The organism is Micromonospora sp. NPDC051227 (genome assembly GCF_044455385.1).
GTDB lineage: Bacteria > Actinomycetota > Actinomycetes > Mycobacteriales > Micromonosporaceae > Micromonospora.
This window is the reverse complement of record NZ_JBITET010000002.1, coordinates 582189-601575: the sequence shown is the minus strand read 5'-3', so window position 1 is coordinate 601575 and position 19387 is coordinate 582189. Positions and strand designations below refer to the sequence as shown.

General features: G+C 69.7%; 14 protein-coding genes. 6 read left to right on the top strand and 8 right to left on the bottom strand.

The window, feature by feature from the left end; all coding sequences use genetic code 11:
* Positions 1-480: 480 nt before the first annotated feature.
* Complete coding sequence (locus ACIA47_RS06845) at positions 481-5421, bottom strand: HEAT repeat domain-containing protein (protein WP_396706071.1); 4941 nt, start codon at positions 5419-5421, stop codon at positions 481-483.
* A 27-nt stretch (positions 5422-5448) separates the two neighbouring features.
* On the opposite strand from ACIA47_RS06845, the gene ACIA47_RS06840 reads away from it, so the two are divergent.
* Positions 5449-5631, top strand: coding sequence for a hypothetical protein (locus ACIA47_RS06840; RefSeq protein ID WP_396706069.1), 183 nt, complete (start codon positions 5449-5451; stop codon positions 5629-5631).
* 393 nt (positions 5632-6024) lie between these two features.
* On the opposite strand, the gene ACIA47_RS06835 is transcribed toward ACIA47_RS06840, so the two are convergent.
* Positions 6025-6762, bottom strand: coding sequence for a hypothetical protein (locus ACIA47_RS06835; protein WP_396706067.1), 738 nt, complete (start codon positions 6760-6762; stop codon positions 6025-6027).
* 59 nt (positions 6763-6821) lie between these two features.
* Between ACIA47_RS06835 and ACIA47_RS06830 the strand changes: the two genes are divergently transcribed.
* On the top strand, positions 6822-7907 hold the full coding sequence (locus tag ACIA47_RS06830; RefSeq protein WP_396706065.1) for a Gfo/Idh/MocA family protein: 1086 nt from the start codon (positions 6822-6824) through the stop codon (positions 7905-7907).
* Positions 7908-8027: 120 nt separating this feature from the next.
* Positions 8028-9047, top strand: coding sequence for a hypothetical protein (locus ACIA47_RS06825; RefSeq protein WP_396706063.1), 1020 nt, complete (start codon positions 8028-8030; stop codon positions 9045-9047).
* 65 nt (positions 9048-9112) lie between these two features.
* On the opposite strand, the gene ACIA47_RS06820 is transcribed toward ACIA47_RS06825, so the two are convergent.
* Together ACIA47_RS06820 and ACIA47_RS06815 are read right to left on the bottom strand one after the other, a co-directional pair.
* Complete coding sequence (locus ACIA47_RS06820; RefSeq protein WP_203122826.1) at positions 9113-9883, bottom strand: DUF4352 domain-containing protein; 771 nt, start codon at positions 9881-9883, stop codon at positions 9113-9115.
* Between the two features lie 202 nt (positions 9884-10085).
* Positions 10086-10742 (bottom strand): 4'-phosphopantetheinyl transferase, encoded by a 657-nt coding sequence (locus tag ACIA47_RS06815; RefSeq protein ID WP_396706061.1) that lies wholly within the window; start codon positions 10740-10742, stop codon positions 10086-10088.
* A 198-nt stretch (positions 10743-10940) separates the two neighbouring features.
* Here ACIA47_RS06815 and ACIA47_RS06810 point away from each other — a divergent pair, with 198 nt between their 5' ends.
* On the top strand, positions 10941-11210 hold the full coding sequence (locus tag ACIA47_RS06810; RefSeq protein ID WP_203122828.1) for a hypothetical protein: 270 nt from the start codon (positions 10941-10943) through the stop codon (positions 11208-11210).
* A 46-nt stretch (positions 11211-11256) separates the two neighbouring features.
* Here the strand turns inward: ACIA47_RS06810 and ACIA47_RS06805 are convergent, their stop codons facing one another.
* The 3 genes from ACIA47_RS06805 to ACIA47_RS06795 form a co-directional block, all read right to left on the bottom strand.
* Complete coding sequence (locus tag ACIA47_RS06805) at positions 11257-12039, bottom strand: peptidase (RefSeq protein WP_396706059.1); 783 nt, start codon at positions 12037-12039, stop codon at positions 11257-11259.
* Complete coding sequence (locus tag ACIA47_RS06800; protein WP_396706057.1) at positions 12039-13316, bottom strand: VWA domain-containing protein; 1278 nt, start codon at positions 13314-13316, stop codon at positions 12039-12041. The genes ACIA47_RS06805 and ACIA47_RS06800 overlap by 1 nt, the downstream gene beginning before the upstream one ends.
* 365 nt (positions 13317-13681) lie before the next feature.
* Positions 13682-15343, bottom strand: coding sequence for a dolichyl-phosphate-mannose--protein mannosyltransferase (locus ACIA47_RS06795; protein WP_396706407.1), 1662 nt, complete (start codon positions 15341-15343; stop codon positions 13682-13684).
* A 140-nt stretch (positions 15344-15483) separates the two neighbouring features.
* Here ACIA47_RS06795 and rsmI point away from each other — a divergent pair, with 140 nt between their 5' ends.
* Positions 15484-16323 (top strand): 16S rRNA (cytidine(1402)-2'-O)-methyltransferase, encoded by an 840-nt coding sequence (gene rsmI, locus ACIA47_RS06790; protein WP_396706405.1) that lies wholly within the window; start codon positions 15484-15486, stop codon positions 16321-16323.
* Positions 16324-16354: 31 nt separating this feature from the next.
* Here the strand turns inward: rsmI and ACIA47_RS06785 are convergent, their stop codons facing one another.
* Complete coding sequence (locus tag ACIA47_RS06785; RefSeq protein ID WP_396706055.1) at positions 16355-17413, bottom strand: hypothetical protein; 1059 nt, start codon at positions 17411-17413, stop codon at positions 16355-16357.
* A gap of 149 nt (positions 17414-17562) precedes the next feature.
* Between ACIA47_RS06785 and metG the strand changes: the two genes are divergently transcribed.
* Positions 17563-19365 (top strand): methionine--tRNA ligase, encoded by a 1803-nt coding sequence (metG, locus tag ACIA47_RS06780; RefSeq protein WP_396706053.1) that lies wholly within the window; start codon positions 17563-17565, stop codon positions 19363-19365.
* Positions 19366-19387 lie beyond the last annotated feature (22 nt).

The following is a 19387-nucleotide window of genomic DNA, read 5'->3' as shown; positions in this document are numbered from 1 at the left end:
GCTGCCAGTTGTCATGCGGCAGCGAGCGAACTGACTTGCGAGGGCGATGACGCCGAGGGGGGCGCGGCGGCATGGTCAGGCTGTGCCTCCTACCAAGATCATTTGACCGTCCCTTGACCGTCGGCGAGGCTTCCAAGGGGTATCGGAAGCCGGATCCGCGTGATTTTCGAAATTCTTCTAACCCGTAATCGAGCCAGGCTGACGTGTGGTGTAAGCATCGCCGAACGTGGACAGTCGATTGATCGAGTTGTTGCGGGTGCGGTGTTGTGGCGCGGATCAAGGTCGTTGCACGCGGCATTTGTTGTGGCGAGGCAGGTGTCAGCCCAATCCGTCTTACCTCGGAATGACGCGTGCTAACGATCTTGCTCGCGTCGATGACAAGTGGCCCTCTCGTTCGCATCGAGGGGGTCAGGAATTCATCAACATCATCCAGACCGGCCCTTGCCACGCCACTCCACAGCCAACTGGACGGCGTTGGATCTAGACCTCAGGAATTCGCGGTACTGGCAGGCGTCTGCTCAACTCCCGTGCCGCCGCATGCGCGACGCTCACGTCCGAGTCCTGTAATCGTTCCTGCAGCCAAGCCGAGATTTCTGGGTCTCCCGGCCGCGTGGCGCCCAGGGCCCGTACGGTGGCCAACCGTACGTCTGACCTGGCGTCCTCAGCTCCGACTCTGGCCAGGGCCGTGCGTTCGTCGGGGTGCACGGACCAGCCCAGCGCCCACGACTCTACTGCGGCACTGCGCACCATTGGGTCATCGTCGTGCAGCGCGAAGTCACGCACTGACGTCAGAACCTGCGACTGGTGACCGCCCAGGTACGTAGCGAGCAAGATCGCTTGGCTTCTGGGCTCCCAGTCGTCGTCTTCAGCCGCCCGTTTCACAAGCCACTCGACGATCTCGGGGCCGCCCTGCATCATCCCGGCCACGGTCTGCAGCGCCTCCGCGCGGACAGTGGGGTCCGGATCTTCCTGCGCGTGGTCACGGGCCCACTCCACGGTGGCGCTCTCGGGTCCCCAATACCGGCAATTTTCGAGAAGGGCCAGCCGTGCGGTGAGGTCGAGGTCGTCCACAGCGCGGAGCCGGGCAGTGACTCCGGGGAGGTGCGTCCAGGAACTGCTGATCGCTTCGATCACCGCACAGCGGACCAGGGGACTGGTGTCGTCGAGTCGCTGCCACAACCATTCGAGCAGACCCGGGCGCGTCTCCCAGTGCCGCGCGTGCGCGGCGAGCGCTGTGGCGCGCCCTCCGGGCTGCGGTGCGCTCTCGGCCATGTCGATGAACCACTCCTGGATACCGTCGTCGAAGTACCACCGGTCGACGATCTTGTTCAGGAGCGCTTGCTGCGCGACCTTGTCGGACGTGGTCGGGTAGACAACCTGAAGGTCGGCAGGTCCGTCGACGCTGTGGACCAGCGCTTCCACCCGCACTGTCTCGGGCTCATCGGATACCGCGACATTGCGCAGCCACCCCACCAGACCCGCGTCACGGGCTCGGCGGCCGAGTGCCCGCAACACGCTCTGCCGCAACCGCGGAGAAGTCTCGCGGTCGAAGCGCTCCCGCAACCATGCAGAGCTCGTGGCAAGGTCCACGTCCCGGATCGCGTAGGGCAACGCCTCTTCACGCGCTCCGTCAGACGCGTCACCTTCGGCCATTTGCATCAGTACCGCACGCAAGGACTCTTGACCATGCGCCCGGAAGCTGAGACGAAAAACCAGCAACTCGTGTATCTCGCCGAGGCTGCCGCTCGCGATAGTGGCCTCGACCCAGGCGCGAGCGGCAGGCGACCTGCGACCTCGCTCAACGATCGCGGTGAACGCGGCGAGCCGGACGGCGTCCGAGTGGTCCTCCACCAACCTGGTTCGCATCCACTCCAGTTCTTCCGGCGAGTCACCCATGCGCTTGGCCAACTCGTCGAAGGCATCACTTCGGATGGACGGGTGGATGTCCCACTCGACCATGCGTAGGAGCAGCTCTCTGGCTTCCTCGCCCCAATGGACGCCCAGATATCTGATTGCGTTGGAACGAGCCGCGTATGGGTTCCCTGGCGCAACTATCGCTCGAAGCCGCTCGGTGAACCATGGTTCGTGGAGCCACCGAACCGCTAGCCCGTCGATGGCGATCGCTTCATCGAGGCCCCCGTCGCTCCCGGTACGCAACCAGTTCAGCGTTTCCTGCCGCTCCGGCCACGCCTCCACGATCATCTGAACGACGGCCGTGCGGACGTAGGACGACGGCTCCGTCCGCACGAAGGCCAGCAGCCATTCGAGGAGGTCGGGTTCCGTGGACTGTCCTATCACCGCCTGCACGGCTTCGCGGCGAACTGAGGAATCAGGGTCGGTGGCTGCGACTGATCTGGCCCAATCGCCCGGGACATCGGCTTGGGACAGAAGGTGCACGAGGATCGTCCGCACGGAGCCATCTGGTTCGGTGGCAAGGGACGTGCGGAGCCAGTCGCACAGTTCGGGGCTCATCGTGTGCTTCGCCAAAGCTTCAGTCGCGGTTTGGCGCACCAACCAACTCGGATCGCTGCGTGCCCAGCGGCGGAGGTCGGCCTCGGAGCCCGGGGCCAGCTCCGACTCGCCGAGCGCATGTACTGCGGCGTGGCGGGCGTCGTGGTCCGGCTCCAGTGGCACCCGACCGCGCAACCAACGAACCACGTCGTGATCTCCACGCCATGCGGATCCGACAGCAGTGATGGCGGCCGCGCGGGCCTCGTTCGTGCTCTTCTCAGCAAGGCCGACCAGCCACTCCCGCACACCGGGCACATGAGCCCATCCTGCGCCGACGGCCTTGATGGCATCAGTCCGCGTCGAGGGCGAACCCTCCACGAGCGCCTGCAACCACGCCAACACGTCGCTGTCAGGGGACCACCGTGACGCCAGGACCTCGGCGACTGGCCGCTGCGCGACGCCCCGCTCGAGCAGGTCCTGTAGCCAGGGCAGGGTATTTTCGTCGTCTGCCCACTTCTCGGCGACGACACTTACAGCAGTGTCGACGATGTCGACCCCTGCCTCCTCCGACACCATGCTCCGCACCCAGTTCGCGTCGGCGGGACCGAGCCAGCGCTTGAGCCCTGCCAGTGCCGCCGACCGCACCTCGGCTGTCTGGTCTCCGGTCGCCAGCGCCCGCAGCAGGGCGCTGACCTGCGGTACCTCGTCCTCCCCGCTGGTGAGACCGCTGATCGCAGCGACGCGCACCGCCGGCATGGAACTGGACTTCGTCTGCTCCATCAGTACTTCCGACAGGTCAGCATCGTCGTTGGAGAGTAGGACGGCGATGCGTGTCGCCAGGACGAGCGCCCTCGCGTTGGAATAGTTCGCCTGCAAGGCCAACGATCGGTGATGCTCGGCGAACCAGGCTCGGTAGACCTCCCGGCCCGCCCAGTAAGGCCCGAAGCTTGCCAACACCGACGGCACGCTGTTCTCCAGCAGCAGGGTCAGGTCGCTGTCATAGTTGCGCTGCCGCAGGCTCGCCACCAGCAGGGTCTCTGTCAGCGCCCGCATCACTGCGCAGCTGGTGTCGGCCAGCGGTCCCAGGCGGCGGACTTCACTGAGGCACTGCAAGGCCAGCACGATATGGTGCGGGAGGGCGTGCTTCTGCCGTCGCCAGTCCGGGTTCAGCTCGAGTAGGTGCTCGACCACCAGCCGCGCGAAGTCCTGACTGAGCATGCCAGTGATGTGCCGCAGCACCTCGTGCCAGGCAGGGTCGCTCCACCGGGCTGCAAACAGCTCCAGCAGGTCGGACTCGTCGAGCTTGCGCTCGGCAAACCGTCTCACCAGGTCTTCTGCCGCCAGGTACTCCAGGAACGCCCGGTGCACGAACCCGTAGACCCCGGCACCGAAACGCGACAAGATGAAGTTGCGGTGGCGGAACTGCTCCAGCATCTGCTCGGCGCCCGGCCTAGCCTGGTGCATGGGCAGTTCCAGGTCATCGTGCAGATACTGCTCGAACTCCTCAACGAGGTCTGCACCCGGGATGTGATTGCCCGCCAATCCTTTGGGCGCGGCCTGCATCCGCCGAGCGACGCGGCGCAGCAGTTCAAGCTTGTCCTCCTCCACGATCGTCGGCATGCCCTCGGCAAAGCGGCTTGCAAGCAGGTATTTGTTCGGGTCCCAGTGCTGCACCAAGACCGTCACCGCGTGCTGGTGCACCGCCCGGCGGTCCCTGGGTAGCTCACGGCGCCTGCCGATGATTGCCAGGATCGTGAGAAGCAATGGGTTGCCCGCCAGCTCGGACACCGCCTTCGACTCCGCCATCGCTGCCATCAGCCTGCGCCGCAGCCGGGCGGACTCTGCGGGATCGTCGGGCAGCGCGGTGTCGAACCACCGCCTCACGAAGGCCCCGACCTGCTCGGTGGTGAGGTCCTCCAGCTTGTGGTGGGCGAACCCGGCAGTGTCCAATACAGCCCGCTGGTAGCCGACCACCCGCGAGGTGACGACGACCTTCGCTCGCGGGTACTTCGCCGCGAACGCCCCGATACGCTTGCTGATCGTCGTACGCTCGCCGGGGTCGAACACCTCGTCCAAGCCGTCGAACACGACCAGCGTGCGTCCCCGGGTGAGCAGGGACTCGGTAGTCGCTCGGGGAAGGCCGAAGCCCTCCGTGGCGTGCGTGTGATCGATCAGGTCGAGGAAGTCGCCTCCGCCCGAGGCGTACGAAGCGAAGATCCGCAGCTCCACGACCAGCGGCACCAGCCCACGAAGCGGCTCCAGCTCCGGCGGCGGGGGCACGGCGTCGGCCAGCGCTAGGGCCAGGTAGCGAGCGAGGGTCGACTTGCCCGCGCCGGGGTCGCCGAGCAGCACCGTCCGCATCGCGCTCGGATGGGCCAGAACAGCGAGTACCGACCGCCGGGGTCGCTGCTGGTAATCCTGGCGCAGCCGGGTGAGTAGGTCGCGGTCGAACCCAGCGGGGAGATCGGCGGAGCTGACGTGCCCGGAGTCGATCAGCCGCAGCCAGACATCTCGAGGCAGCTCGGCTCGTGGCGGATTGGCCCGCACGTCCTGCCCTATGAACACCTCCCGCAAGCGCACCGGCGGGTGCTCGTCCTGGTCGTTGAGCGGGATCAGCGCGTCGAGCTGCAACGGTCCGAATTGCCTCCGCACCACGTCGAGGTAGTCGGCGACCGTGATGTCTACCCGCTGCGGCGCCGACCGGAGCGCCTGCCTGTACCGCTGCCACCAAAACGACCGGTCGCGGTGCTCCGCAGGCAGCCTGCGCCCGCCATAACCCAAACACGCTTCGATGAAGGCCATCACCGTCGCGTCCCTGGGCGAGGTCGTCCCCTTTAAGAGGTTGCCGACATTCGACTTCGACAGCGCCCCATGCCGCTTCGCCAGCGTCTCATAACCCGGTCCACCTACGAGTTCGCGCAGTTCGCGCAGGACCTCACTAGCCTGCTCGTGCACGCCGCTCTCGTCCACTCTCCAGCCTTTCCAGCCTGTCCGTCAGTGGAGGGGACCCCGAGGATCGTCGAGTCCGTCGAGGTCAACGCTTTGAAAGGAGGGTTCTTCATGTGGCACGACATCCTGGAGTGGCTACCGACCATCATCAACATCATCCGTTCAATCACCGCTGTTATTAGCCTGTCGATCTCCGTGCGACGGCTACGTAGGCGGCTGACCGAACGCTGAGTACCGACGTGCCGGTGGTGCTCCGAAGAGCACCACCGGCACGCGTCATCCCTGTGCCAGGTAAGCGTCGAAGTCAAAAGCCCATCCGGAACTTACGGACACGTGCGGGACTGCCGGCAACGCCGCTAAGCCAGGCCGGCGCTACGTGACAAAGTCCCGATTTCTCATCCGGTCGAGTCTTGCACCAGTGAAACCAGTGCAGCAAGGCAAAGCTGTTCAACGCCCAAGCGCACCTTGTCCAAGCTGGATCCGGCCCGAGGCGGTGCTACCCCGCTGATCCCTTGCTTACAACAGGCCGCCGCGGAGTGAATCACGGCTTCATGGGCGATGCACCGAAGATCGCCACAGCGACACTGCCGTCGATCGTCTGGGAGTCCGGATCAGTGCTACGCGCTAGGCGAAGCGTTCGGTCGTCACCGGTATCAAGCCGTGCTGTCGCAGGACGTTCGTCAGCTCGGACAGGGTCGAGCCGAGCGTCGCGGTGGCATCGGTCCTCAGCAGCGCGGTCATGTCGAGGCACCAGGCGAGGGAGTGGCCAACGCGGCGCAGATCCCAGGTGAACTGGTCGCCGTGCTTGTCGAGACGGCCGCTCGCGGCGGACGCGACGGTGCCGCCCGCCGGTGTCCGCCAGGCCGTCCGCAGGCTCGCCACCTGCTCGTCCCGGAGGTCCTTGGCGAACAGGACGCGGTACACCCGCCGCTCCTGGAAGCCGGCCGGCGGCTGTGCGGGGCCGAGCCGCAGCGGCGGGGCGGTGGCGATCGGTTGCCGGTCGAGAAAGTGCGTACGAAGCACGGACTCCTCGGGCAGATGCCCGCCACCCAGCGTGCGGTAGACCTCCTCGGCCTTTCGACGGGAGGTGGGCACCACCCGCGCCAGCACCTCGGGGTGGGTGCGAATGCCGCGGCTCAGCGTGGCGGAACTCCACCAGCCGGCCTGCGGCGTCCAGCCGGCGCTGTCCAACCCCGTCGTGGTGAAGTCGTGGTGCCGGGTGAACTCCTCGACGACGATTCCCTCCACAGTGGTGGTGGCTGGGTCTCGGTCGCCGAGTCGAGGTAGGACCAGGTAGTAGTCGAGGGGTGGTCCGGCGTCGGGCATCAGCACGGGTACGGCGCGCAACGGCTCGGTGGTCATCAGCACAACCGTAGCGAAGAAGAACGGTTAGCATCCGGACCCCTACGTGAGGAGCTCAGATGACTTCGGTGGCCCAGACCCGGTTCGGCATCATCGGCAGTGGCTGGCGGGGTGAGTTCTTCCTCCGCCTGGCCCGGCTGCTCGCCGAGCGGTTCCGGGTGACCGGGGTGGTGACGCGTACCGAATCGCGGGGAGCTGCTGTGACGGCCGACTGGGGAGTGCCGACCTTCCGCACGACGGCGGAGATGCTCGCCCACGAGCGGCCGGACTTCGTCATCGTGTCGGTGCCCTGGCCGGTGACGCCCGAGGCGACCCGGGAACTGGTGGCGGCCGGCGTACCGGTGCTCGCCGAGACGCCGCCCGCTCCCGACCTGGCGGGTCTGCGCTCGCTCTGGGCCGATGTCGGAGGCAGCGGCCTGGTGCAGGTCGCCGAGCAGTACCTGCTGATGCCCGGGCACGCGGCGCGGCTGGCGTTGGTCCGCGCCGGGGTGCTCGGTGAGCCGACCTCGGTCCAGATCTCCTCGACCCACCTGTACCACGCGGTCTCCCTGATCCGGGGTCTGCTCGGCGTCGGTCACGAGAGCGCCGAGGTGAGTGCGCGCGCCTTCGTCGCGCCGCTGGCCAACCCGCTTACGCCGACCGGCTGGAGCGGCGACGACACCCCGCAGCAGCTCTCCACCATCCTCGCGACCATCGACTTCGGCGGGCGGATGGGGTTGTACGACTTCACCGACAACCAGTGGTGGAACCCGCTGCGCAGCCGCCGGTTGGTGGTCCGGGGCTCGCGCGGTGAGCTGGTGGACGACCGGGTGGTCCGCCTCGTCGACCCGAGCACGCCTGTGGAGTCGTTCCTGACCCGGCGGCAGACCGGTCTCGACCTCAACCTGGAAGGGCTCGACCTCAAGCACATCAGCTTCGACGGCGACGTTGTCTACCGCAATCCGTTCGTCGGCAGCGGGATGTCCGACGACGACATCGCGGTGGCCGACATCGTCGCCCGCGCCGGGGCGTGGGCGCGGGAGGAGGGCCCGGCTCCGTATCCCCTCGCCGAGGCCTGCCAGGACCACCTGATCAGCCTCGCCATCGAAGAATCGCTGCGCACCGGCCAGCCCGCCGTCACTGGCGAGCAGGCGTGGGCGCGGTAGGTCGGGCGGATCCACTTCTGTCCCTTGGCTGACAGTACGCAACCGAGAAGTCAGCTCACCTGTGGAGCCGAGTATCAACCGAATGCCCGGGAGTACCCGGGCCGCACACGGGGAGCAAGGATGAATCGAAGCACTCGACGCCGGATGCTCGCAGCGACCGCAACCGGTCTGCTGGCCACCTCTCTTGGCGTCGCTGTCTCCGCGACCGCGACCGCCGCGCCCGGCGGGGCGGCCCTCCGCACCTGCAAGATCAGTACGCTGCCGTACCCGACCGACACCTATCGCGCCGACGCGAACGCGGTCGACCCGACGGGTCGCTACGTCGCGGGCACCGCGCTGCGGGTCGGTGAGACCGACAACCAGTACCTGCTGCTGTTCTGGGACGGGCAGCGGGTCACCGAGCTGGAGTCGCAGGGTATGGCCACCCCCGTCGACATCAACGCCGACGGCGTGGTGATCGGCAACGGATGGGCGGAGACCGGCTACGGGCAGCCGTGGAGGTATCGCGACGGCAAGCTCGAGCAGTTGCCGGTGCTGCCGTCCACCGGCATCTTCGTCAGCGCCATCAACGATGCCGGCGACATCGTCGGCTACGGCTCCGACATCGTCCCCGGGGAACTGGTCGCGCTGCGCTGGCCGGCCGCCCGTCCGGGCACTGTCGAGGTGCTGGACGCTCCGGTCGACGCTCAGGCGGGTGGGATCACCGACAACGGGACCATCGTCGGTAGCGCCGGACCCTTCGGAGACTGGAACAGCTGGGTCCGCCGGCCGAACGGCCGCATCGACGCGCTCACGTTCCTCGGCGCCGAGTGGAGCACGGCCGGCGCGGCGGCGGGCCGCTGGGCGATCGGCCAGGTATGGCTGGGTGGTGGCACCAGCTCGTCCAGGGTGCGGTGGGACCTTCGGAACGGCTCGCACACGTTGCTCGACCAGGAAATGCCGGCACTGACCGATGTCAACGCCAAGGGCGTCGTGGTGGGTGGTGACCGCGTTGCCAGGGGCTCCACCTCCCGGGTGCTGCCGGGTGGCGGCGAAGGGGTGGTCGTCGGTGCGCGGTCCATCTCCGACTCGGGCACCATCGTCGGGTTCCGCAACGTCCTCGCCGACCGGTTGACTCCGGTGCGCTGGACGGGCTGCTGACCCACCGACTCTCCCACCGCGTGGGGCTGGCCCGGACGGGGCCGGCCCCACGTCGCGTCAGCGCGTCACGGCTTCCAGGAACCGGCGGTCTGGAACTGGTCCTGGTACTCCAACGCGCCCGAGGTGTCGTGCACGTCGAACACCACGCTGCCGGTGCGTCTGGTGCCAGCGGTCAGGTCGTCGACGGCCGGCATCGGTTTGCCGCAGCCGGAGAAGGCTCCACCGATCGCGGTGGTCTTGGTGCCGTCGGCGGCGACCCACTGGAAGTAGAGCGGGTTCGTCGACGCGGTGCCCTTGGTGACAGCCACCGTCACGTCGGCGATCACGTACATGCCCTCGCCGGGCTTCAGTCCGTGGGACTTGCAGGGTTTGGTGGCGCTGCTGAACTTCGTCACGGTGATCTCGACGGTGCCTGCCGAGCTGTTGACGACCAGGGTGTCGCCCGGCGACATGTCGCGGGTGTCGCCGTTCGCCGGCGGTGGGGTCGGCGGGGTGGCCTGTGCCTCGCTCACCGTGGTCGAGGTGCCTTTGGTGCCGATGACGACCGCCACGATGCCGCCGGCGCAGGTGAGCAGGGTGAGCACGGCCGCGGTGACCGCGACGAGCACGACGGACTTCTTGGCGCGGTCCGTCTGCGCCAGGGGTGGTGCGATGATCGGGTAGCCGGGGCCACCTGGTGCCCGATATCCGCCGCCAGCGCCCGTGTACCCGCCGGCCGCCGGGTACGCAGCCCCCGAGAACGGCGGCTGCGGTGTCGCCGCGAACGAGCGGGTCGGCTGCTGCGGGTTCGGTTGTTGGGGGTCGTGCGGCCTGACGCGGGGCTGGGGGTGGGTCACCGTACTCCTTGACGCTTCGGTACGTGCGGTGCGGGAACTCTTCGACGTTACCGTGGGTGGCGGAGCGTCCAGTGGCCACGCCGGAAGGCTTCCCACCGTGAGGGTGCGAAACCACTCTGGCCAGCATGGACGGTGTTCAGTCGGTCACCGAACGCCAATGTGGATCGGTGTTCCATTCATCGCTATGAGTAACCGGGCGAGGTCAACGTGCCGACAGCACGGCGGCGGTGCGGACCAGCCCGTCGGCGATCACGAACCGGCCACTGATCGATGCCGGCGGGTCGTCGACCCCCGCGGCGTCCACCCGTGCCGGTGCGATCCGGGCAGTGAACGTGCCGGCGTCCGGATCAATGTCGAGTCGGGCGTCGTGAAAGTCCAACCAGCCGCGGACGACTGGATGCCACACCTTGTAGACGGTCTCCTTCGCACTGAACAGCACGACCGGCCAGTAGGTGCCGCTGGGTAGCCGGGCGCATGTTGCCTCCTCCTCGGGCAGCAGCACGAGTCGGCGTACTCCCGGATTGACCTCGCGGTGCTGCTCGGCGTCCATTCCGACGGACCGGATGTCGGTGGTGTGCGCCGCCGCGGCGGCGCAGTAGCCGGCGGTGTGGGTGATGCTGCCGACCACCCCGGCCGGCCAGACCGGCGCGCGGTCGGCGGCGGCCGGCACGGCGGTCGTCGGCAGGCCGAGGTCGCGCAAAGCCCTGCGGGCGCAAATCCTCCCCGCCGCGAAGTCCCGCCGACGGGTCTGCACCGCCCGCTCGCCGAGACATGCCTGCTCAGCGGGGAGCAATTCGCCCGTCCAGTCCTCGGGCCCGGCGACGGCGACGGCGACCGTCGATGGCAGCAGGTCACGCATTCCGGTGACCTACTCGTCGGTAGGAATGACGTATCGAGTTAACCGTCAAATTTCCGACTCCCACGACCGTCGAAGGTACCGCAAAGATGTAACACCGGAGGGACGCGCAGCGCCCTCCCTGATGGCTCCGGGGGGACCACCATCAATGCTGGCCGGCACGGCAGCCGCCAGCCCCGTGGACATCTGGAAGGACGTGCGATGACCGATGGCCTGGAACGGCCGGGGGTGCGGGCTGACGAACACGCCCCGAAGACCCCCTGCTGGAGCTGCGGCTCCTGCGGTGACGAGTGGCCGTGCGCGACGAAGCGCACCCGGCTGCTGGCGGAGTACGGGGGTGATCGCGCCATGCTCAGCGTCTATCTGGGCTCCTGCCTCGCCGCCGCCACCGAGGATCTGCGCGCGGCCCCGGTGATGTCGCTCCAGGACCGGTTCATCGGCTGGTTGCCGCGCGGCTCCCGGCGTAGCTGAGTCTCTGGTGGCCCCGCCGCTGGGCGGGGCCACCAGAGACTGGCGTTCAGCGACGTCGAGGGCGTCGGGTCACCGCGAAGCCGAGCACGCCGGCCACCGCGGCGAGCACGCCGCCGATGCCGGTCCAGACCCAGCGCGAGCCGAGATCCGGCAACCAGTCCGCCAGCGAGCCGCTCTCGTCGTCGGCCTCGACGTCCACCGGGGGTACGGCGTTGAGCACCGTGCCGGCCTTGGTGTTCGGCACCAGCGGGGCGGCCAACTCGCCGTCGTCAGCCGAGGCGCCCCGGTCGGCGATGGTGCCGACCAGCAGGTCGACGTCGATCGGCGCACCGAGATCGGGCTCCGGCAGCTCGATCACGGAGAGTCGGACGACGTACGTGCCGGGCAGTGGGTCGGCCGACCAGGGCTCCGCCCACGACCGCACCTCGCGCAGCGTGCAGCCCAGCACCACGTTCGACGCCTTCGCGTCCACGGTCGGGGTCTGGGCCCCCGCCGTGCACGCCTGGCGTCGGCGCAGCCCGTCGAAGACGTCCACCGTCCAGGCGGAGGCGCCGCTGCGTCCCTTCGGGAAGGTGACGGTGGCGTTGATCTCGTGCACCTGGCCGGCCGTCGCCGGGAACGACCAGTAGAGGTGGTCGCCGATCGAGGCGTCCACCCGTACCGGTTGTCCGGCGGTGATCGGGGTGGCGGTGAGGAACGACGTGCCGGCACGGTTCACCGGCGTGGCACCTGGGGAGGGGGTCGGTGCGGCGACGGCCGCAGCGGGGAGCAGAGCGGCCATGCCAGCGGCGAGCAGCGCCGCCATCGACCGGAACAGTGCAATACGCATCAGTTCTCCCTCCAGGTGGCGACCCACCAGCGGGTGAGCAGACCGGCGAGCAGACCGGTGATCAGCCCGGCGATGGTGAGCAGGGCGAGCAGCGCCCAGCCGCGGCCGAGGTCCGGTCCGTCCGGTGCGGGTGCGGCGGCGACCACGTCGATGGTCAACTCCACCGGCATGCCCGGGGTGGCCGCGGTGCCGCGACGCGGGGCGAACGAGTTGCTGACCACCAGGCAGACGGTGGTGGGTTCGATGACCGGCGCGGAGCTCTGCTCGGTCTCGGCGGCATCCTCGTCGTCGGCGGTGGCCGACCAGCGGAGTCCGGCGGAGAGCACGTCGGCCCGCCCGCTGCCGGCGTCCGCGCCCCGGACGAGCTCCCGGCCGTCGGCCGCGGTGGCCCGCAGCAGCACCCCGTAATCCCGGTTGACGGCCCGGTCCAGCGCCATGCTCACCGAAGCCCGCAGCTCCTGCCCGGGGCGGATCGGCACCCGGTAGTAGCGATGCTCGGAGAACGCCTCCCGGTCGGCGTAGACGCCGGGGGCGAGCAGTGGCGCCGAGTCGCACGCGCTCGTGCCGCCGACAACGGTCGGGGCCCGGGTGTGCGTGTCTGCGGCCCGCTCGACGAGCTGTTTGATCCGGTCGGTCAGCTCCTCGGCGCTCTGCGCGGCGGTGTAGGTCCCGCCGGTCGCGCTCGCGATACAGAGCAGTTGCCGGCGAACCTTCTCGTCGGGGGCCAGACCGAGGGTGTCGACGACCAGGCTGGTGCCCTGGGCGGCCAGTTCCCGGGCCACCTCGCACGGGTCCGGCGGAGCACAGGTGTCCTCGCCGTCGGTGATCAGCACGATCCGCCGGGTGGTGGCTCCGGTGCCCAGGTCCTGCGCGGCGGAGCGCAGCGCCAACCCGACCGGAGTGAACCCGGTCGGCCGAAGCGTCGCCACCGCCGCCTTGGCAGCGGACCGGTCCACCGGCCCGACCGGCACGATTTGCTGGGTGTCCTGGCAACCGACCTTCTTGTCCTTGCCGCGGTAGGTCGCGCCGAGCACCCGGATGCCGAGCTGTGTCTCCTCGGGCAGCGCGTCCACCACTTCGTTGAAGGCCTGCTGGGCGACCGATATCCGGGTGCGTCCGTCGATGTCGGCAGCGCGCATCGACCCGCTGACGTCGAGCACCAGCTCGACCCGGGGCGGCTCGGGCGCCGGCTCCTCGTCGGCCTGCGCCGGCCCGGCCAGCGCGGTGGTCGCCAACAGTCCGAGAAGGACCGCCGTCGATCGTCTGAAGTTGATCACGATCCGCAGTGTAGTGAGATCCACTTTGGATGATCGTTTGGGTGCAGGCGTGCGAAACCGACGACTCCGGATGGGCCAGGGACCGCCTCTGGCCGGCCGCGCCCACGCTCAGGGTCCACGCCGGGTCACCCTCGGTCAACTGTGCGAGGGAAGGTGTCGGCTCGGCCAGCATCCGTCGGAAATCTGACCCAAGTCGACCCGTTGTGCCGGTGGTGCGCGGTGGTTAAGCTCTTCATGCGCGCCCCAATCGCCCGCTTCCCCCGTGGCAGGCGATCGGGGCGCGCGTCTTTGTCAAGAAGGGCCCGCACGCTTCGGCGTGCGGGCCCTTCTTCCGTCGCGCTGTGCGGCGCGTCGCCCGTCGATGCTTATATCCACCGACCGTCGAGCCACATCCGGGACAGCCAGTCCGAGTACGGAATCACCCGACCCACGAAGATCGGATAGAAGTACGCGAAGCAGAGCGCCACCAGCAGCACGTACGCCCCCGCCGCGATGCTGCCCACCAGTCGGCGCTCATAACTCGGGTCACCCGGCACCAGCCGCGTCACCGCACCCACGTCGCCCCCGGCGGGCGCGATCAGCGCGCCCAGCACGTACACCACGGCCAGCACCAGGAACGGCACCGCCGGCGCGGCGTAGAACGAGAACATCGTCCGGCCGTCGAGGGCGAACCAGAACCACGGCAGCAGCCCGGCGGCCACGGTGAGCAGGATGGCGCCGGCCCGCCAGTCCCGACGTGCCACACCCAGCCAGGCCAGCGCCACCAGGGCCGGCAGGAACGACCACCAGAGCAGCGGGGTGCCGAGCAGCAGAATCTCCGAGGCGCAGCTCGCCGCGCCGCAGACGCCGTCGCCGGCGTAGTGGAACGCCACCGGCCGACCCAACAGCAGCCACTGCCACGGCCACGACTGGTACTTGTGCGCGTCATCGAGCTGGGCGTGGAAGCCGTACGCCGCGCGGTGGTATTCGAAGAGATTGATCAGCGGGCCGATCACCGGCCGGTCGCTGAGCCGGGAACCCGGGTAGGACGACGCGAGCCGGTAGTAACCGTCGTCGGTGAGCAGCCAGCCCGACCAGGTGGCGAGGTAGGTGCCCAGCATGAGCACACCGGCGAGCACCAGCCAGGGCAACTCGTCGACGAGCGTGTCCCGCCAGGGCCGGCGGACGCCCGCCGAGCGGCGGACGCCGACCTCCCAGAAGAGCACCAGCAGCGCGAAGGCCGGCACGAAGTACAGGGCGCTCCACTTCACCGCACAGGCGCAGCCAATCAGCACCCCGGCGGCCAGCCGCCACCACGGCCAGGTGCGCCATCCGGTCGGCGGGCGGCCGGCCCGGCCCGGCTGGCTCGGATCGAGCCCGCCGTCCAGGGCCCGAGCCCAGCGCCGACGGCGGGCGTCCCGATCGAGCACCAGCGCGCCGAACGCCGCCAGCACGAAGAAGAGCAGGAAGATGTCGAGCAGGGCCGCGCGGGACAGCACCAGGTGGAAGCCGTCCAGGGCGAGCAGCAGGCCGGCCGCGCAGCCGAGCACCGTCGAGCGGAACATCCGCCGACCGATGCGGACCAGCAGCAGCACCGACAGCGTGCCGATCACCGCCGCCGAGAATCGCCAGCCGAACTCCGGCGCGGTGGTCATCAGGTGCCCGGGGACGGAGACCTTGGAATCAGCGTCCTGATAGCCGAACGCCCACTCGCCGACGCCGATCAACCACTTGCCCAGCGGCGGGTGCACCACGTACGACGGGACGTTGTCCTTGTAGTTCCACTCCACGCCACGGGAGATCAGCCCGTAGGCGTCCTTGGCGTAGTACGTCTCGTCGAAGATCTTGCCCTTCGGGCTGGAGAGCCCGACGAAACGCACGATCGCCGCGATGGCCACCACCACTGCCGTGGCCAGCCAGGAGAACCGGTCCACCTGGGTGTCGACGGTGGCGAACCGTCGCCGGACCACAGCGGCCACCCCGCCGCCCTCGGCGCTCGGTGGCGTCGGCTCCTGGTTGGCACTGGGCTCGCCCGTTATCTGGATCATCTTGTCCGGATCGGCGCTCGGGCTCTGCGCTGTCGACGCACTCGTCACCCGGCGATCGTAGGCTGCCAGGGTGTCCGGTGGCGCCCGTCGTCCCTGATACCGGTATTCCCAGCAATGAAGGAGACGAATCCGTGGGTGAAATGTCCGAAGTTGGGCGCCTGATTCTGCTCGGTGCTCCGCTCGGCAACCCCGCCGACGCCTCGGCCCGACTCCGGGAGGTGCTGATCAGCGCCGACGTGGTCGCCGCCGAGGACACCCGGCGGCTCACCCGGCTGGCCCGCGATCTCGACCTCACCGTCGGTGGTCGAATCGTCTCCTACTTCGAGGGCAACGAGGAGCGGCGCACCCCCGAGCTGGTCGAGGCCATCCTCGCCGGGTACGTGGTGGCGCTGGTCACCGACGGCGGGATGCCCAGCGTCTCCGACCCCGGCTACCGGCTGGTCCGCGCCACGTTGGACGTCGGGGCGCCGGTCACCGTCGCCCCCGGGCCCAGCGCGGTCACCACCGCGCTGGCCGTCTCCGGGCTGCCCTGCGACCGGTTCTGCTTCGAGGGCTTCCTGCCCCGTACGCCCGGCGGCCGCCGATCCCGGCTGCGCACCCTCGCCGCCGAGGAGCGCACCCTGGTCTTCTTCGAGGCCCCGCACCGGATCGGAGCGACGCTCACCGACCTGGCGGACACGTTCGGGGCGGACCGGCCTGCCGCGCTCTGCCGCGAACTCACGAAGACCTACGAGGAGGTGCTCCGCCGCCCTCTCGGCGAGCTGGCCCGGTGGGCCACCGAGGGGGACCCGCGCGGAGAGATCACCCTGGTGGTGGCCGGAGCCCCGGTGACCGCGGCCGAACGCCCCGACGACGACACCCTGCGCGCCGCCGTCGCCGAGCGGGAGGCCGCCGGTCGGTCCCGCCGGGACGCCATCACCGACGTCGCCACCGAGTACGCGCTGCGCCGCCGGGACGTCTACACGATCGTGCACAGCTGACCGAGGCGGTCCGGTCCGCCGGCCGGCGGGTTCACCACGCGGCGGCCAGGAAGCCGACGGTGATCAGCGTGGGGCCGGCGATGGCCGCGGCCACGGCCCAGCGGCGGTGTCGGCGACCGGGCAGCCGGGCCGACCCGGTCCACCGGACGATGCCGCCGGTGCAGGCCACCACCACCAGTAGACCGGGCAGCCACCGCAGGTGCCGGCCCACGCCGACGTCCGCGTACGCGGTACCGCTGTCCGGGCCGGTCATCCGCGCCGGCAGCGCGGTGCCGGCCGTGCTCTCCTCGACGGGCACGCCGCTGACCCGGACGCCATGGGCGATGAACCGCCCGTCCTCGGCCGTGAAGATCCCCCGGCACCGCAGGGTGAGCCCGCCGCCGGAGCAGTCGTCGATCACCGCGGTGCCCGTCCGGGCGTGCCCGACCGCGAGCCAGAACGGGCCGGCGCTGACCCAGGCGAAGAAGGCCGCGACCAGGCTCAGCACCACCAGCGCGGCGAGCCCGGGCAGCGGGTCCGGCGGTGGGGGCGTGCGGCTGGGTGCCCGGCGCAGCGCCAGCCGGAAGCCGCGAAGCCGCGCCGGTGCCGCGTCCTTGCGGACCGGAGTGCCGTCCCAGTGCACCTGCTCGATCGGCGCCCAGAAAGCGCCGGCGTCGTCATCCGGCGGGTCGCCGTCGGGCCCATCGTCGCGCTGCCGGCGGCCCTGCTGCCGGACCGGCACCCGACGCGGCACCGCGTCCACCGGCGCGCCGGTGGTCGGCTCCACCTCGACAGGCTCCGCACCGGCCGGTGCCGAGCCGGCCGGCGGGCCCGACGAGCCGGGCCGGACCGGGCTGGGTACGGGTGCCCCCGGGGTCGGACGGGTCGGTGTGGGTGACGGCGCCGTCGGCGTGGGCCGGGCCGGGGCGGATCTCCCCGCCGGGCTGGGCCGCTGCGCACCCGGGTCGGCGCTGGGCACGAGCCGGGGCTGCGGCGCGACCCCGGCGACCCGGGACACGGCGGGCTCGGGCCCCGGGTCGTCGCCGACCGCCGACCCGGTGGGACGGTCCTCGTGGTCCCGTGCCGCTCCTCTGCCCGTCACGACGTTCATTGCACACCGCGCCAGGAGGTGAAACGGGCAGGTGAGCCGCGTGTCGACGACAAATCGGACCAACGGGCGGGGTGGTTGGCCCGGTCCGCCGGTCCGGCACCCCCCATTGGTTCGCGAACGCCCCGGACGGGTCACTAGGCTCACTGCTCATGAGTCACGTTCTCGCGGCAGTGGCCTGGCCGTACGCCAACGGCCCCCGCCACATCGGCCACGTCTCCGGTTTCGGCGTTCCCTCCGACGTCTTCGCCCGGTATATGCGGATGGCCGGCCACGACGTGCTCATGGTCTCCGGCACCGACGAGCACGGCACCCCGATCCAGGTGCAGGCCGACGCCGACGGGGTGACCCCGCGCGAGCTGGCCGACCGGTACAACAGGGTGATCGTCGAGGACCTGCACGGCCTCGGTCTCTCCTACGACCTGTTCACCCGCACCACCACCCGCAACCACTACGCGGTGGTGCAGGAGTTGTTCGAGGGGATGTACCGCAACGGCTACATCGTGCCGAAGACCACAATGGGCGCGATCTCCCCGTCCACCGGGCGCACCCTGCCCGACCGCTACATCGAGGGCACCTGCCCGATCTGCGGGTACGACAGCGCCCGCGGTGACCAGTGCGACAACTGCGGCAACCAGCTCGACCCGATCGACCTGATCAACCCGACGTCGCGGATCAACGGAGAGACTCCGAAGTTCGTCGAGACCGAGCACTTCTTCCTGGACCTGCCGGCCCTGGCCGAGGTGCTGCGGCAGTGGCTGGACACCCGCGAGGGGTGGCGGCCCAACGTGCTGCGGTTCTCCCGGAACCTGCTCGACGACCTCCAGCCCCGGGCGATCACCCGGGACCTGGAATGGGGCGTACCGATCCCGCTCGACGGCTGGCGCGACCGGCCGGACAAGCGGATCTACGTGTGGTTCGACGCCGTGATCGGCTACCTGTCCGCCTCGATCGAATGGGCCCGTCGCTCGGGCGACCCGGACGCGTGGCGGAAGTACTGGTCCGCCGACGGAGCGGGGAAGGACGCCCAGTCCTACTACTTCATGGGCAAGGACAACATCGTCTTCCACTCGGTGATCTGGCCGGCGCTGCTCTCCGGCTACTCCGGCGAGGGCTCCCGCGACGGTGAGCCGGGCGAGCTGGGTCGACTCAACCTGCCCACCGAGGTGGTGTCGAGCGAGTACCTGACCATGGAGGGACGCAAGTTCTCCTCGTCCCGCAAGGTGGTCATCTACGTTCGCGACTTCCTGGAGCGCTACGACGCCGACGCGCTGCGCTACTTCATCGCCGCCGCCGGCCCGGAGAGCAACGACACCGACTTCACCTGGGCCGAGTTCCTGCGCCGCAACAACGACGAGTTGGTCGCCGGTTGGGGAAACCTGGTCAACCGGTGCGTCTCGATGGCCGCGAAGAACTTCGGGGCGATCCCGCCGGTCGACCCGGCCGGGCTCACCGAGGCCGACCAGGCGCTGCTCGCTGTCGCCCGGACCGGGTTCACAGGAGTCGGCGACCTGATCGGCCGGCACCGGCAGAAGCAGGCGATCGGTGAGGCCATGAAGGTGGTCGCCGAGGCCAACAGGTACCTCTCCGAGCAGGCGCCCTGGAAGCTCAAGGATGAGGCGGACAAGCCCCGGATGGGCACCATCCTGCACGTCGCCCTTCAGGTGATCAGCGATGCCAACACGCTGCTCACCCCGTTCCTGCCGCACTCCGCGCAGCAGGTGCACGAGCTGCTCGGGGGCACCGGCGTGCACGCGCCGATGCCGGTGATCGAGCAGGTCGACGACCTGGACGGCGGCCCGGCGTACCCGGTGCTGACCGGGGACTACACCGTCGGCGCGCGCTGGGAGTCGGTGTCGATCGAGGCGGGTCGCCCGCTGGCCGCGCCGAAGCCGGTGTTCCGCAAGCTCGACCCGTCGATCGTCGACGAGGAACTGGCCCGGCTCGCCGACTGAGCGCACGACGCGCGGCGGCGGG

Coding starts and splice junctions, on each gene's coding strand:
- rsmI (WP_396706405.1), top strand. CDS start 15,484: ATGTCCGAAGTTGGGCGCCTGATTCTGCTCGGTGCTCCGCTCGGCAAC.
- ACIA47_RS06805 (WP_396706059.1), bottom strand. CDS start 12,039: ATGCGTATTGCACTGTTCCGGTCGATGGCGGCGCTGCTCGCCGCTGGC.
- ACIA47_RS06835 (WP_396706067.1), bottom strand. CDS start 6,762: ATGACCACCGAGCCGTTGCGCGCCGTACCCGTGCTGATGCCCGACGCC.
- metG (WP_396706053.1), top strand. CDS start 17,563: ATGAGTCACGTTCTCGCGGCAGTGGCCTGGCCGTACGCCAACGGCCCC.
- ACIA47_RS06825 (WP_396706063.1), top strand. CDS start 8,028: ATGAATCGAAGCACTCGACGCCGGATGCTCGCAGCGACCGCAACCGGT.
- ACIA47_RS06830 (WP_396706065.1), top strand. CDS start 6,822: ATGACTTCGGTGGCCCAGACCCGGTTCGGCATCATCGGCAGTGGCTGG.
- ACIA47_RS06795 (WP_396706407.1), bottom strand. CDS start 15,343: ATGATCCAGATAACGGGCGAGCCCAGTGCCAACCAGGAGCCGACGCCA.
- ACIA47_RS06815 (WP_396706061.1), bottom strand. CDS start 10,742: ATGCGTGACCTGCTGCCATCGACGGTCGCCGTCGCCGTCGCCGGGCCC.
- ACIA47_RS06785 (WP_396706055.1), bottom strand. CDS start 17,413: ATGAACGTCGTGACGGGCAGAGGAGCGGCACGGGACCACGAGGACCGT.
- ACIA47_RS06810 (WP_203122828.1), top strand. CDS start 10,941: ATGACCGATGGCCTGGAACGGCCGGGGGTGCGGGCTGACGAACACGCC.